Source organism: Pseudomonas sp. NFACC41-3 (assembly GCF_900109505.1).
GTDB lineage: Bacteria > Pseudomonadota > Gammaproteobacteria > Pseudomonadales > Pseudomonadaceae > Aquipseudomonas > Aquipseudomonas chlororaphis.
In genome coordinates this window covers 599,907-614,644 of sequence record NZ_FOAE01000004.1, presented here as the reverse complement: position 1 = coordinate 614,644, position 14,738 = coordinate 599,907, and the positions used below count along the sequence as shown (strand labels likewise).

At 62.8% G+C, this 14,738-nt stretch carries 14 protein-coding genes; 8 read left to right on the top strand and 6 right to left on the bottom strand.

What is annotated here, in order from left to right; genetic code table 11:
• Window positions 1-88 precede the first annotated feature (88 nt).
• The 3 genes from BMY68_RS20965 to BMY68_RS20955 all read left to right on the top strand — a co-directional run bounded on the left by BMY68_RS20965 (window position 89) and on the right by BMY68_RS20955 (window position 4,261).
• The gene (locus tag BMY68_RS20965) at window positions 89-1,450 is read left to right on the top strand and encodes an MFS transporter (RefSeq protein WP_009042173.1); all 1,362 of its coding nucleotides are present in this window, start codon (window positions 89-91) and stop codon (window positions 1,448-1,450) included.
• Between the two features lie 12 nt (window positions 1,451-1,462).
• On the top strand, window positions 1,463-3,016 hold the full coding sequence (gene garD, locus BMY68_RS20960; RefSeq protein ID WP_085529832.1) for a galactarate dehydratase: 1,554 nt from the start codon (window positions 1,463-1,465) through the stop codon (window positions 3,014-3,016).
• Window positions 3,017-3,319: 303 nt separating this feature from the next.
• On the top strand, window positions 3,320-4,261 hold the full coding sequence (locus BMY68_RS20955; RefSeq protein WP_009042175.1) for an AEC family transporter: 942 nt from the start codon (window positions 3,320-3,322) through the stop codon (window positions 4,259-4,261).
• Window positions 4,262-4,351: 90 nt separating this feature from the next.
• On the opposite strand, the gene BMY68_RS20950 is transcribed toward BMY68_RS20955, so the two are convergent.
• From BMY68_RS20950 to gatC, 6 genes are all read right to left on the bottom strand, one after another.
• Entirely contained in the window at window positions 4,352-4,732 is a 381-nt protein-coding gene (locus tag BMY68_RS20950; RefSeq protein ID WP_085529833.1) for a carboxymuconolactone decarboxylase family protein, read from the bottom strand.
• Window positions 4,729-5,802 (bottom strand): calcium/sodium antiporter, encoded by a 1,074-nt coding sequence (locus BMY68_RS20945; RefSeq protein WP_275668601.1) that lies wholly within the window; start codon window positions 5,800-5,802, stop codon window positions 4,729-4,731. Before BMY68_RS20945 ends, BMY68_RS20950 begins: the two co-directional genes overlap by 4 nt.
• Window positions 5,803-5,843: 41 nt before the next feature.
• Window positions 5,844-6,215 (bottom strand): septal ring lytic transglycosylase RlpA family protein, encoded by a 372-nt coding sequence (locus BMY68_RS20940; protein WP_009046986.1) that lies wholly within the window; start codon window positions 6,213-6,215, stop codon window positions 5,844-5,846.
• Between the two features lie 133 nt (window positions 6,216-6,348).
• Window positions 6,349-7,794 (bottom strand): Asp-tRNA(Asn)/Glu-tRNA(Gln) amidotransferase subunit GatB, encoded by a 1,446-nt coding sequence (gene gatB / locus BMY68_RS20935; RefSeq protein ID WP_085529835.1) that lies wholly within the window; start codon window positions 7,792-7,794, stop codon window positions 6,349-6,351.
• 10 nt (window positions 7,795-7,804) lie between these two features.
• Window positions 7,805-9,256 carry an Asp-tRNA(Asn)/Glu-tRNA(Gln) amidotransferase subunit GatA gene (gene gatA / locus BMY68_RS20930; RefSeq protein WP_085529836.1) on the bottom strand — a complete coding sequence of 484 codons (1,452 nt, stop codon included), beginning with the start codon at window positions 9,254-9,256 and terminating at the stop codon, window positions 7,805-7,807.
• Between the two features lie 16 nt (window positions 9,257-9,272).
• A complete protein-coding gene (gene gatC / locus BMY68_RS20925) occupies window positions 9,273-9,560 on the bottom strand; it encodes an Asp-tRNA(Asn)/Glu-tRNA(Gln) amidotransferase subunit GatC (protein ID WP_009042181.1) in 288 nt (95 codons plus the stop codon).
• A 210-nt stretch (window positions 9,561-9,770) separates the two neighbouring features.
• Here gatC and mreB point away from each other — a divergent pair, with 210 nt between their 5' ends.
• The 5 genes from mreB to rng all read left to right on the top strand — a co-directional run bounded on the left by mreB (window position 9,771) and on the right by rng (window position 14,693).
• The gene (gene mreB, locus BMY68_RS20920; protein WP_002555108.1) at window positions 9,771-10,808 is read left to right on the top strand and encodes a rod shape-determining protein MreB; all 1,038 of its coding nucleotides are present in this window, start codon (window positions 9,771-9,773) and stop codon (window positions 10,806-10,808) included.
• Between the two features lie 141 nt (window positions 10,809-10,949).
• A complete protein-coding gene (gene mreC / locus BMY68_RS20915) occupies window positions 10,950-12,059 on the top strand; it encodes a rod shape-determining protein MreC (protein ID WP_085529837.1) in 1,110 nt (369 codons plus the stop codon).
• Window positions 12,059-12,535, top strand: a complete 477-nt coding sequence (gene mreD, locus BMY68_RS20910) for a rod shape-determining protein MreD (protein WP_009042183.1) — start codon at window positions 12,059-12,061, stop codon at window positions 12,533-12,535. The genes mreC and mreD overlap by 1 nt, the downstream gene beginning before the upstream one ends.
• Window positions 12,536-12,578: 43 nt before the next feature.
• Window positions 12,579-13,178, top strand: a complete 600-nt coding sequence (locus BMY68_RS20905) for a Maf family protein (RefSeq protein WP_085529838.1) — start codon at window positions 12,579-12,581, stop codon at window positions 13,176-13,178.
• Between the two features lie 57 nt (window positions 13,179-13,235).
• Complete coding sequence (gene rng / locus BMY68_RS20900) at window positions 13,236-14,693, top strand: ribonuclease G (RefSeq protein WP_007929907.1); 1,458 nt, start codon at window positions 13,236-13,238, stop codon at window positions 14,691-14,693.
• The last annotated feature ends 45 nt before the right edge of the window (window positions 14,694-14,738 follow it).

The following is a 14,738-nucleotide window of genomic DNA, read 5'->3' as shown; positions in this document are numbered from 1 at the left end:
ACCCCCGCCGGCCTTTGCCTGAGGCCCGGCGGGGGCGATGAAACGCATGTTTTACCCGCATAAAAATAACTAGTGGGAGTACATCCATATGCAAGCGACCAAGCCGACTCGCGTCCGCTACCTGATCCTGTTCATGCTGTTCCTGGTGACCACGATCAACTATGCCGACCGCGCCACCATCGCCATCGCGGGCTCCAGCCTGCAAAAAGACCTCGGCATCGACGCCGTCACCCTCGGTTATATCTTCTCCGCATTCGGTTGGGCTTATGTAGCGGGGCAGATCCCCGGCGGCTGGCTGCTCGACCGTTTCGGCTCGAAAAAAATCTATGCCCTGAGCATCTTCACCTGGTCGCTGTTCACCGTGCTGCAGGGTTATGTCGGTGAGTTCGGCGTTTCCACCGCGGTGGTGGCGCTGTTCATGCTGCGCTTCCTGGTGGGGCTGGCCGAGGCACCGTCCTTCCCCGGTAACGCGCGGATTGTCGCGGCCTGGTTCCCCACCGCCGAGCGCGGTACGGCTTCGGCGATCTTCAACTCGGCGCAGTATTTCGCCACGGTGCTGTTCGCCCCGCTGATGGGCTGGATCGTCTATCACTTCGGCTGGCAGCACGTGTTCATCGTGATGGGCGCGATCGGCATCGTCTTCTCGCTGGTCTGGCTCAAGGTGATCTACAGCCCACGCCAGCACCCGCTGATCAACGAGGCCGAGTTCAAACACATCGCCGACAATGGCGGCATGGTCGACATGGACCAGGACGGCAAAGGCAAACGCAGCGACGGCCCGAAATGGGACTACCTGCGCCAGTTGCTGACCAATCGCATGATGCTTGGCGTGTACCTGGGCCAGTACTGCATCAACGGCATCACTTACTTCTTCCTGACCTGGTTCCCGGTGTACCTGGTGCAGGAGCGTGGCATGACCATTCTCAAGGCCGGTTTCATCGCCTCCTTGCCGGCCATCTGCGGCTTTATCGGTGGGGTGCTTGGCGGGGTGATTTCCGACTACCTGCTGCGCAAGGGGCATTCTTTGACCTTCGCCCGCAAGGCGCCGATCATCGCCGGCCTGCTGGTCTCCAGCAGCATCGTGGCCTGCAACTATGTGGACATCGAATGGATGGTGGTGGGTTTCATGGCCCTGGCGTTCTTCGGCAAAGGCGTGGGCGCGCTCGGCTGGGCGGTGGTGTCCGACACTTCGCCGAAGCAGATCGCCGGCTTGAGCGGCGGCCTGTTCAACACCTTCGGCAACCTGGCGTCGATCACCACGCCGATCGTCATCGGCTACATCATCAGCTCCACCGGCTCGTTCAAATGGGCGTTGGTGTTCGTCGGCTGCAACGCGCTGCTGGCAGTGTTCAGCTATCTGGTGATCGTCGGCCCGATCAAGCGCGTGGTGCTCAAGGAACCACCAAGCAACGGCCCCCAGCTGACCCAACTTTCCCAAGCGCATTCCTGAAGGGGCGGCGTCATGCAGTTGATTGAACATTCCGATTCGCCGCGCTACATCCGCCTGCACGAGCGGGACAACGTGGTGGTTGTGGTCAATGACCAGGGCGTACCGGCAGGCACGGCGTTCGCCGACGGCCTGGTGACCCTGGACTTCGTCCCCCAGAGCCATAAGGTGGCGCTGGAGGATATCTCCGAAGGTGGCCCGGTGATCCGCTACGGCCAGACCATCGGTTATGCCTTGCAGCCGATCCTGCGCGGCAGCTGGGTCAGGGAAGAGCAGTTGCGCATGCCCAGCGCGCCGCCGCTGGACAGCCTGCCGCTGTCCACCGAAGTGCCGGCGGCCCAGGCGCCCCTGGAAGGTTTCACCTTCGAGGGTTATCGCAATGCCGACGGCACGGTCGGCACGCGCAACATACTGGGGATCACCACCACCGTGCAATGCGTGACCGGGGTGCTCGATCATGCGGTCAAGCGCATCAAGGACGAACTGCTGCCCAGGTATCCCCATGTCGACGATGTGGTGGCGCTGACCCACAGTTATGGCTGCGGCGTGGCGATCACCGCCACCGATGCCTATATCCCGATCCGCACCGTGCGCAACCTGGCGCGTAACCCGAACCTGGGGGGCGAAGCCCTGGTGATCAGCCTGGGCTGCGAGAAGTTGCAGGCCGGGCAGGTAATGCACGAAGGCGACAGCTCGGTGGACCTCAGCGAGCCCTGGCTGTACCGCCTGCAGGACTCCAGCCACGGTTTTACCGAGATGATCGAGCAGATCATGCAGCTGGCCGAGGTGCGTTTGCAGAAGCTCGATCAGCGGCGCCGGGAAACCGTGCCGGCCTCGGAACTGGTCCTTGGTATGCAATGTGGTGGCAGTGATGCCTTTTCCGGGATTACCGCCAACCCGGCCCTGGGCTATGCCTCGGACCTGTTGCTGCGGGCCGGCGCGACAGTGATGTTTTCCGAAGTCACCGAGGTGCGCGATGCCATCTACCTGCTGACTTCCCGCGCCGAATCCATAGAAGTGGCCCGGGAGCTGGTGCGCGAGATGGACTGGTACGACCGCTACCTGGCCAAGGGCGAGGCCGACCGCAGCGCCAATACCACGCCGGGCAACAAGAAGGGCGGGTTGTCGAACATCGTCGAGAAGTCCCTGGGGTCCATCGTCAAGTCCGGCAGCAGCGCGATCAATGGCGTGCTGGGGCCGGGCGAGCGCTTTACCCGCAAGGGCCTGATCTTCTGCGCGACGCCGGCCAGCGATTTTGTCTGCGGCACCTTGCAGCTGGCGGCGGGGATGAACCTGCATGTGTTCACCACCGGGCGTGGCACGCCTTACGGGCTGGCGATGGCGCCGGTGGTCAAGGTCTCGACCCGCTCCGAACTGGCCCAGCGCTGGCCGGACCTGATCGACATCGATGCCGGGCGCATCGCCACCGGGCGGGCGAGTATCGAAGAGCTGGGCTGGGAGCTGTTCCACTTCTACCTGGACGTGGCCAGTGGCAAGCGGCAGACCTGGGCCGAACGGCACAAGCTGCACAACGACATCACCCTGTTCAATCCGGCGCCGATTACCTGAGCCGTAATGGTTGCTGCAGGAGGCGATATCCAGCGTGGCTGAGTACGCCAGCGCCCCTTCGGGTCGATCGCAGCCTGCGGCAGCGGCTACCCGGATTGCGACCTGCCAATCAACCGAGCCCGACACAAACCCTGTAGCCGCTGCCGCAGGCTGCGATCGACCGCGGAGCGGGCGTGGCTTTTGATGGCCGCGAACGCCTGCGGCCCGATGGATCAGCTTGCGGTTAGGGCAAATCCATCGGGCTTAAGCGCGCGGGCTGGCTTATCATTAGCCGCCTAACGACAGGTTCAAGGTTGACCCGGCATGCTGGCCATTTTTCTCGAAACGCTGAATATCACCGCGCCGGTATTCGCCATGTTGTTTCTCGGTGTGCTGCTCAAGCGCATCGGCTGGATCAACGACGGTTTTATCCACACAGCGTCGGCCCTGGTGTTCAACGTCACCATGCCGGCGCTGCTGTTTCTCGGGATTCTGCATGCCGACCTGCATTCGGCGCTCAAGCCCGGGCTGCTGATCTATTTCGCCGTGGCCACCCTGGCCAGCTTTGCCTTCGCCTGGGGCTGGGCGATCTGGCGCTGCCCGCGGGAAGACCGCGGCATCTACACCCAGGGCGCCTTTCGCGGCAACAACGGGGTCATCGGCCTGGCGCTCGCGGCCAGCATGTATGGCGACTACGGGATTTCCCTCGGGGCGATTCTCGCGGCGCTGGTGATCCTGTTCTACAACACCCTGTCGACCATCGTCCTGGCGGTGTACAGCCCGGTGATCAAGTCCGATCCATGGAGCATCTGCAAAAGCGTGGTCAGTAACCCGTTGATCATCAGCGTCCTGGCGGCAGCACCTTTCGCCGTGTTCCAGATCGGCCTGCCGACCTGGCTGGAGACGTCTGGCCAGTACCTGGCGCAGATGACCCTGCCGCTGGCCTTGATCTGCATTGGCGGCACCTTGTCCCTGGCGGCGCTGCGCGAGAGTGGCGACCTGGCCTTGAGTTCGAGCCTGGTGAAAATGGTCGGCCTGCCGATCCTCGCCACCCTGGGGGCCTGGCTCTGCGGATTCCGCGGGGCGGAACTGGGGATTCTGTTCCTGTATTTCGGCAGCCCGACCGCGGCGGCGAGTTTTGTCATGGCCCGGGCGGCCAATGGCAATCATCAACTGGCGGCGGCAATCATCGTCATCACCACGTTGATGGCGGCGGTGACCACCAATATCGGGATCTTTCTGCTGCAGTGGGGCGGGTGGATCTAGTGCTCTTGTAGGAGCGGCCGGTCGATGCTCGATTGCCCGCAATAGCGGTGTGTCAGGCAGGTCGCTATCGCGGGCAAGCCTCGCTACAGATCACTCGGGCTTCTGGTAAGTGTCGATCACTTCCTGGGCGGCGCGGAACGCGTCGATCGCCGCCGGTACGCCGGCATACACCGCGCAATGCAGCAGCGCCTCGCGAATCTCTTCCACTGTGCAGCCGTTATTCAGGGCGCCGCGGACATGGCCTTTGAGCTCCTGCGGGCACTTGAGCGCGGTCAGGGCGGCGAGGGTGATCAGGCTGCGGGTTTTCAGCGGCAGGCCTTCGCGGTTCCAGACACTGCCCCAGGCGTGTTCGTTGACGAAGTCCTGCAGCGGCTGGCTGAACTCGGTGGCATTGCCCAGGGCGCGATCGACGAAGGCATCGCCCATCACCTGGCGGCGCATCTGTACGCCCTGCTTTTTATTCTCGGTCATTGCGCTTCCCCTTTTTTATGTTGGCGGCGCCAGGCCCGCAGCGAACTGAACAGCAGGAACGCCACCAGCACTGGCAGGACGAAAAACAGCATCAAGTCTTCCAGCTTGCCGGCCAGCGGCATGCCGGTGGTGAAGGACACCACGTGCAGCCCGTAGGCCAGGTACAGGCCGAGAAACAGCAGGCCTTCGGCGCGGGTGACCCGATAACCCGAATAGAACACCGGCAGGCACAGCACCGCGACACCGAGCATTACCGGCAGGTCGAAGTCCACGGCATTGGGCGATACCGACAAGGGCGTCGGCGCCACCAGGGCGGTGAAACCCAGGACCCCCAGCAGATTGAACAGGTTGCTGCCGATGACGTTGCCCACGGCAATGGCGCGTTGGCCACGCAAGGCCGCGATCAGCGAGGTGGCCAGGGCCGGCAGGGTGGTGCCGACGGCGACTATGGTCAGGCCGATGATGCGCTCGGACAGCCCCAGGTCGGTGGCGACTTCCACCGCCGCCTCGACCAGCAGATGGCCGGCGAACACCAGCAGGAGCAGGCCGCCGATCATCCACAGCAGGCTGCTCAGCCAGTGCGCGCGGGGTGCGTCGGAACCTTGCTGGGACTGTGGGCGCGCCGAGTGCCGCGACTGGCGCAGCAACAGTCCCAGGTAGAGGATCAGGGTCGCCAGCAGGATCAGGCCGTCGAGGGGCGTCAGTTCTTCGTTGTAGGCCAGGGTGAACACCAGCAGGCTGGCGAGGATCATCAGCGGGATATCCAGCCGCACCAGCTGGCGCGATACCCGCAGCGGAATGATCAGGGCGGACAGGCCGAGGGTCACCAGGATGTTGAAGATGCCGCTGCCGATCACGCTGCCGACGGCGATATCGGTGTTTTCCGCCAGGGTGGCTTGCAGGCTGACGGCCATCTGCGGGGCGCTGCTGCCGAAGGCGACGATGCTCAGGCCGATGATCAGCGCTCGTACGCGCAGGCGGGCGGCGAGGCGGACCGCGCCGCGTACCAGCAATTCGGCGCCGGCGACCAACAGGACCAGGCCGCTGAACAATTGAAGGACGCTGAGCAGCGGTAAATCGGTTAATCCGAAAATGATCAGGGCTCCGTGGGTCAGTCGCTGATGGCTTGCACGCGCACCTTGGCGGTGCCGCTTCTGATCATACCCAACTGTTGCGCGGCGGCACGCGACAAATCGATCAGGCGGCCACGGGTATGCGGGCCACGGTCGTTGATCCGGACCACGACGCTCTTGTCGTTATTGAGGTTGGTGACTTTGACCCGGGTGCCGAACGGCAGCTCGCGGTGCGCGGCGGTCATGCCGTGCTGGTTGAAGGGCTCGCCGCTGGCGGTGCGTTTGCCATGGTGCTTGGCGCCGTAATAAGAGGCGACGCCGGTCTTGTCGTAACCCCGCGGATCGATGACATGGCTGGCGCAGCCGGCCAGGAGAAAGAGCAGCGAACAGGCAGCCAGTAGCGACTTCATAAAAGGGAGCCCTAAATGCAGAGACAGGAGCGGACTTGCTGGCGATAGCGTTGTGTCTGAGACAACGTATCGCCAGCAAGTTCGCTCCTGCACAGGGCGGTGCACTATCGAATGCCCGCCATCCACGCCGCCATCAGCCTTCGAGTTTGCTTTTCAGCAGTTCGTTGACCTGTTGCGGGTTGGCCTTGCCTTTGGAAGCCTTCATCGCCTGGCCGACGAAGAAGCCGAACATCTTGCCGCGCTTGGCCTCATCGGCGGCCCGATACTGTTCGACCTGCTCGGCGTTGGCCGCCAGCATTTCGTCCAGCACGGCGGAGATGGCGCCGGTGTCGGTGACCTGCTTGAGGCCGCGCTTGTCGATGATTTCGTCGGCGTTGCCTTCGCCATTGGCCATGGCTTCGAACACGGTCTTGGCGATCTTGCCGGAGATGGTGTTGTCCTTGATGCGCAGCAGCATGCCGCCCAGTTGCTCGGCCGAGACCGGTGCCTCGTCGATTTCCAGGCCCTGCTTGTTCAGCAGGCTGCCCAACTCGACCATGACCCAGTTGGCGGCGAGCTTGGCATCACCGGCGATGCTCGCGACTTTCTCGAAGTAGTCCGCCTGTTCGCGGCTGGTGGCCAGCACGCTGGCATCGTAGACCGACAGGCCGAACTGCTCCTGGAAGCGCTCGCGTTTCTGCGGTGGCAGCTCGGGCAGGGTGGCGCGTACCTGGTCGAGGAACGAATCCTCGATGACCACTGGCAGCAGGTCCGGGTCGGGGAAGTAACGGTAGTCGTTGGCTTCTTCCTTGCTGCGCATCGGACGGGTCTCGTCCTTGTTCGGGTCGTACAGGCGGGTCTGCTGGATCACCTTGCCACCGTCCTCGATCAGTTCGATCTGACGCTGGACTTCCGAGTTGATGGCTTTTTCGATGAAGCGGAACGAGTTGACGTTCTTGATCTCGCAGCGAGTGCCGAACTCGGCCTGGCCTTTGGGGCGTACCGAGACGTTGCAGTCGCAACGCAGGGAGCCTTCGGCCATGTTGCCGTCGCAGATCCCCAGGTAACGCACCAGGGCGTGGATCGACTTGACGTAGGCCACGGCTTCCTTGGCGCTGCGCATGTCCGGCTCGGAAACGATTTCCAGCAGCGGGGTGCCGGCGCGGTTCAGGTCGATGCCGCTGGCGCCGTTGAACTCTTCGTGCAGGCTCTTGCCGGCGTCTTCTTCCAGGTGCGCGCGGGTGATGCCGACGCGTTTGACCGTGCCGTCTTCCAGCGGGATGTCCAGGTGGCCCTTGCCGACGATCGGCAGTTCCATCTGGCTGATCTGATAGCCCTTGGGCAGGTCGGGGTAGAAGTAGTTCTTGCGGGCGAACACGTTGTGCTGGCCGATCTCGGCGTCGATGGCCAGGCCGAACATGACCGCCATGCGCACTGCTTCCTGGTTCAGTACTGGCAGTACGCCAGGCATGCCCAGGTCCACCAGGCTGGCCTGGGTGTTGGGCTCGGCACCGAAGGCGGTGGAGCTACCGGAGAAAATCTTCGATTTGGTGGTGAGCTGGGTGTGAATCTCCAGCCCGATCACGACTTCCCATTGCATGTGTTTCTCCTCAGAAGCCGGTTGGTGTGCGGGTGTGCCAGTCAGTGTGCAACTGATACTGGTGGGCAACGTTCAACAGACGGCCTTCCTGGAAATACGGGGCGAGCAGCTGCACGCCGACCGGCAAGCCGTCGACGAAGCCGGCGGGCATGGACAAGCCCGGCAGACCCGCGAGGTTGGCGGTGATGGTGTAAACGTCTTCCAGATACGCAGCGACCGGGTCGCTGCTCTTGTCGCCGATTTTCCAGGCCGGGTTCGGCGTGGTCGGACCAAGGATGATGTCGACTTCATTAAAGGCAGCCATGAAGTCGTTCTTGATCAGGCGACGGATCTTCTGTGCCTTCAGGTAGTAGGCGTCGTAGTAACCGGCCGACAGGGCATAGGCACCGACCATGATCCGGCGCTGCACTTCGCTGCCGAAACCTTCGCCACGGGAGCGCTTGTACAGGTCTTCCAGGTTTGCCGGATTCTCGCAGCGGTAGCCGAAGCGCACGCCGTCGAAACGCGACAGGTTGGAGGAGGCTTCCGCCGGCGCGATCACGTAGTACGCCGGGATGGCGTGCTGCATGTTCGGCAGGCTGATTTCCTTAATCACGGCGCCAAGCTTTTCCAGCTCCTTGACGCTGTTGTGGATCAGCTCGGCGATGCGCGGGTCGAGGCCGGCGCTGAAGTATTCCTTGGGTACGCCGACGCGCAGGCCCTGCAGCGAGCCGTTGAGGCTGGCGCTGAAGTCCGGCACCGGTTCGTCGATGCTGGTGGAGTCCTGCGGGTCGAAGCCGGCCATGCCTTGCAGCAGGATCGCGCAGTCCTCGGCGGTGCGCGCCAGCGGGCCGCCCTGATCGAGGCTGGAGGCGTAGGCGATCATGCCCCAGCGCGAAACGCGACCGTAGGTCGGTTTCAGGCCGGTGAGGTTGGTCAATGCAGCCGGCTGGCGGATCGAGCCGCCGGTGTCGGTGCCGGTGGCGGCAGGCAGCAGGCGCGCAGCAACCGCGGCCGCCGAACCGCCGGACGAGCCGCCCGGAACGCGTTCCAGGTTCCACGGGTTTTTCGCCGCGCCGTAATAGCTGGTCTCGTTGCCCGAGCCCATGGCGAATTCGTCCATGTTGGTCTTGCCCAGGGTCACGGTCCCGGCGGCGGCCAGCTTGGCGACCACGGTGGCGTCGTAGGGCGCCTTGAAATTGTCGAGCATCTTCGAACCGCAGCTGGTGCGGATGCCCTGGGTGCAGAACAGGTCCTTGTGGGCGATCGGCGCGCCGAGCAGGGCGCCGCTCTCACCGTTCGCGCGACGGGCGTCAGCGGCCTTGGCCTGCTGCAGCGCGAGATCGTCGGTGAGGCTGATGAAGCTGTTGAGCTGCGGGTCGAGCTGGGCGATACGCGCCAGCAGGGTCTTGGTCAGCTCTTCGGAGGAAAACTTCTTGTCGGCGAGTCCGCGGGCGATCTCGGCCAGGGTCATGTGATGCATTGCAGGCTCTTTCCCTTTAGTCGATGACTTTCGGAACCAGGTACAGGCCGTTTTCGACCGCTGGTGCGATGGACTGATAGGCCTCGCGATGATTGGACTCGGTCACAACGTCTGCGCGCAGGCGCTGGCTGGCTTCCAGCGGGTGGGCCAGGGGCTCGATACCGTCGGTATCGACTGCCTGCATTGCATCCACCAGCCCGAGAATGCTGTTCAGGTCGGAGGTGATGTGTGGAAGATCGGCTTCATTGAGGCCAAGGCTGGCCAGATGAGCGATTTTTTCCACGTCGGAGCGTTCAAGCGCCATGGGATTCTCCAGTGGAAAACAGAACGGATCTCGTCCGTGTGTTAGATTGTCGGAACACTACCGCATTTCTACGGTCATAAGGCCGCGATTGTGGGGGTTGGTGCACAGAAAAGCGGCCAATTTAACATATTGGCGCCTTGCCCAAAATCCCTGTCGTTGTTAGAGTTTGCCGCACTTTTTTACCCACGCGTTGCCTAGGGTCCCTTTCCCATGTTCAAGAAACTGCGTGGCATGTTTTCCAGCGATCTTTCCATTGACCTGGGCACTGCCAACACCCTTATTTACGTGCGCGAGCGCGGTATTGTCCTGAATGAACCATCGGTTGTGGCCATTCGGACCCACGGTAATCAGAAAAGTGTCGTGGCTGTCGGTACCGAAGCCAAGCGCATGCTCGGTCGTACTCCAGGCAACATTGCTGCCATTCGTCCGATGAAGGACGGCGTGATCGCCGACTTCAGTGTCTGCGAAAAGATGCTGCAATACTTTATCAACAAGGTTCACGAAAACAGTTTTCTGCAGCCCAGCCCTCGTGTGCTGATCTGCGTTCCATGCAAGTCCACCCAGGTCGAGCGTCGTGCCATCCGTGAATCGGCCCTCGGTGCCGGTGCCCGGGAAGTGTTCCTGATCGAAGAGCCGATGGCGGCCGCGATCGGTGCCGGCCTGCCGGTCGAAGAAGCCCGCGGTTCGATGGTCGTGGATATCGGTGGCGGTACCACCGAGATTGCCCTGATCTCCCTGAACGGTGTGGTTTACGCCGAATCCGTACGTGTCGGCGGCGACCGTTTCGACGAAGCGATCATTACCTACGTGCGTCGCAACTACGGCAGCCTGATCGGCGAATCCACCGCCGAGCGCATCAAGCAGGAAATCGGTACTGCCTACCCGGGCGGCGAAGTCCGTGAAGTCGACGTTCGTGGCCGTAACCTGGCCGAAGGCGTGCCACGCGCATTCACCCTGAACTCCAACGAAGTGCTGGAAGCTCTGCAAGAGTCCCTGGCAACCATCGTTCAGGCCGTGAAAAGCGCGCTGGAGCAATCGCCTCCGGAACTGGCTTCGGACATCGCCGAACGCGGTCTGGTGCTGACCGGTGGTGGCGCCCTGCTGCGTGACCTGGACAAGTTGCTGGCCCAGGAAACCGGTCTGCCGGTGATCGTCGCCGAAGACCCGCTGACCTGCGTAGCCCGCGGCGGTGGCCGTGCATTGGAAATGATGGACAAACACACCATGGACCTGCTCTCCAGCGAATAATCGCGCCGGGTGCATCCATGTGTTCCGCTCGCAGGCAGCACTTTGCAGTGCTGCCTGTTGGCGTTTATCTTCTGTCATTCTGCTCCAGGCCGGTTTGAAGCCGTATGAATAAAGAGAACATTTGCCTGGGAGGAGCGGCTTATTAAACCGCTTTTCGCCAAAGGCCCCTCATTGGGCGTACGCCTGTTGGTGCTGGTCGTGCTATCGGTCGCGCTGATGGTGGTCGATGCCCGCTTCACACTGCTCAAGCCAGTGCGTAGCCAAATGTCGCTGGTGCTGATGCAGTCCTACTGGATCACCGACCTGCCACAACGGCTATGGCAGGGTGTGGCCAGCCAGTTTGGCAGCCGCACCGAACTGGTCGCCGAAAACGAAAAACTCAAGACCGAAAACCTGTTGCTCCAGGGCCGCATGCAAAAGCTCGCCGCCTTGACCGAGCAGAACGTTCGCCTGCGCGAGTTGCTCAACTCCTCCGCGCTGGTCAACGAGAAGGTCGAAGTGGCCGAGCTGATCGGCATGGACCCCAACCCTTTCACCCATCGCATCATCATCAACAAGGGTGAGCGCGACGGCGTGGTGCTCGGGCAACCGGTGCTCGATGCCCGCGGCCTGATGGGGCAGGTGGTCGAGCTGATGCCTTATACCTCCCGCGTGCTGCTGCTCACCGACACCACCCACAGCATTCCTGTCCAGGTGAATCGCAACGGTCTGCGGGCGATTGCCAGCGGTACCGGTAATCCGGAACGCCTTGAGCTGCGTCATGTGGCCGACACCGCGGACATCAAGGAAGGCGACCTGCTGGTCAGCTCCGGCCTGGGTCAGCGTTTCCCGGCGGGTTACCCGGTGGCGACGGTCAAGGAAGTGATCCATGACTCCGGCCAGCCGTTTGCCATAGTGCGCGCCGTGCCGACGGCCGCCTTGAACCGCAGCCGTTACCTGTTGCTGGTGTTCAGCGATAACCGTACCGCCGAAGAGCGTGCCAACGATGCCGCCCAGGCTCAGGAAGCGCAGGACCAGCAGGGCGGCACCGCCACGCCGGTGGTTCCGGCGACCGTGCCCAAGCCTGTCGTGCCCGTGACGCCGGCCACCGCGACCGTTCCTGCCGCACCGGCAACTGCACCCGCGACGCCAGCCGCTACGACGCCGGTCAAGCCCGTTGCCCATCCGGCTCCGGTCAAGCCCGCCGCCACCAGACCCGCCGCGCCCAAGCCGCCTGCAGCGGCCCCGGCCTCCACGGGAGGAAGAGAATAATGTCCCGAAACGGCTGGATGGTCTGGCTGACCTTCGCCATCGGCATGCTGCTCAGCGTGTCGCCTTTGCCACAGTTCATGGAAATTCTGCGTCCGCTCTGGCTGGCCTTGCTGCTGGCGTTCTGGGCCCTGGCCCTGCCGCACAAGGTCGGCATGGTCACGGCCTGGTGCCTGGGGCTGGCCGAGGATGTGCTGTACGGCACATTGCTGGGGCAGAACGCACTGATCCTGACCCTGATCACCTTCCTGGTGCTGTCGTTGCAACAGCGCTTGCGCATGTTCCCGATGTGGCAGCAAAGCCTGGTGATCCTGGTGATCTTCGGCCTGGCGCAACTGGTCCAGCTGTGGCTCAGCGCCTTGACCGGCAACCGTCAACCGACCCTTGCACTGGTGCTGCCGGCATTGGTCAGTGCCTTGCTCTGGCCTTGGGTCAGCTTCGGTTTGCGCGGGTTGCGCCGACGTTTCAAAATCAACTGATTCGGTCAGGCATTTGCCCGTACCTCGACAGGGAGATGTCTTGATGAAATCGCTTTACCTCGCCTCAGGCTCGCCGCGTCGACGGGAACTGCTCACGCAGATCGGCGTGCCTTTTACCGCCATCAGCGCGGATATCGATGAAACTCCTCTCCCCGATGAAAACCCTGCGGCCTATGTCGAGCGCCTGGCGCGCGACAAGGCGGCGGCCGGGTATGCGCTGATCGCCGATGGCCAGTCTGCGGCCTGTGTCCTGGGCGCCGACACCGCGGTGGTCCTTGATGGGCGGATCCTGGGCAAACCGCTGGACCAGGCCGATGCGCAGTCGATGCTCATGGCCCTGTCGGATCGCGAACATGAAGTGCTGACCGCCATTGCCGTGCTCGATGGCCAGCGCTGCGAGTCGCGGGTGGTCCGCAGTCTGGTGCGCTTCCGGGCGATCGGCGATGACGAGGCGGCCCGCTACTGGGCCAGCGGCGAGCCCCGCGACAAGGCTGGCGGCTATGGCATCCAGGGGCTTGCGGCGGTATTCGTGGCAGGGCTCAATGGCAGTTATTCCGCTGTCGTCGGCTTGCCGGTATGCGAAACCGCAGAACTACTTGGCCATTTCGGCATACCCTGTTGGCAAAACCTTGCAGTGCGCTAAGCGCCGTACCTACCGATGCGGCCATCCATAGTGAATATGCCTGAACGAGACCCTGCCATGAGTGAAGAGATTCTGATCAACATCACGCCGATGGAGTCGCGCGTGGCGGTGGTCGAAAACGGTGTGCTGCAAGAAGTCCATGTCGAGCGGACCCAGCGTCGCGGGATTGTCGGCAATATCTATAAAGGCAAGGTGGTCCGGGTTCTGCCCGGCATGCAGGCGGCGTTCGTCGATATCGGCCTGGATCGCGCGGCATTCATTCATGCCTCGGAAATCTCCCTGCGCGAAGGGCCGGCGGTGGAAAGCATCGGCGCCCTGGTCCATGAGGGGCAGAGCCTGGTGGTGCAGGTGACCAAGGACCCGATCGGTTCCAAGGGCGCACGCCTGACCACCCAGCTGTCGATCCCTTCGCGCTACCTGGTGTACATGCCGCGCACCGCCCATGTCGGCATCTCTTTGAAGATCGAGGACGAAGCCGAGCGCGAGCGCCTGAAACAGGTGGTCAGCGATTGCGTGGCCCAGGAAGGCATCAAGGAAGCCGGTGGTTTCATCCTGCGTACCGCCGCCGAGGGCGCGGGCGCCGACGAAATCATGATGGACATCCGTTACCTGCGCCGCTTGTGGGATCAGATCGGCGCGCAGATCAAGACCATCGGCGCCCCCAGTGTCATTTACGAAGACCTGGGCCTGGCCCTGCGTACCCTGCGTGACCTGGTCAGCCCGAAGATCGAGAAGATCCGCATCGATTCCCGGGAAACCTTCCAGAAAACCACGCAGTTCGTCGCCGAACTGATGCCGGAAATCGCCGATCGCCTGGAACACTATCCGGGCGAGCGGCCGATCTTCGACTTGTATGGCGTCGAAGACGAAATCCAGAAAGCCCTGGAACGCAAAGTACCGCTCAAGTCCGGCGGTTACCTGGTGGTCGACCCGGCGGAAGCCATGAGCACCATCGACGTCAACACCGGGGCTTTCGTCGGTCACCGCAACCTCGAAGAAACCATCTTCAAGACCAATCTCGAAGCGGCGACCGCCATTGCCCGCCAGCTGCGCCTGCGCAATCTGGGCGGGATCATCATCATCGACTTCATCGACATGGAAGATGAAGAACACCAGCGCCAGGTGCTGCGCACCCTGGAGAAACAGCTGGAGCGCGATCACGCCAAGACCAACATCATCGGCATCACCGAGTTGGGCCTGGTGCAGATGACCCGCAAGCGTACCCGGGAAAGTCTTGAGCAGGTGCTGTGCGAGCCCTGCAGCAGCTGCCAGGGCCGCGGCAAGCTGAAAACCCCGGAAACCATCTGCTACGAAATCTTCCGGGAAATCCTGCGTGAGGCGCGGGCCTATCAGGCCGAAGGTTATCGGGTCCTGGCGAACCAGAAAGTGGTCGACCGGCTGCTCGACGAAGAGTCGGGCAACGTCGCGGAGCTGGAGGCCTTTATCGGCCGGACCATCCGTTTTCAGGTTGAAACCATGTATTCCCAGGAACAATACGACGTGGTGCTGCTCTGAGTCCGCGTACCCTACATTTACCGGATACAGCTGGCCCCGGTTTTC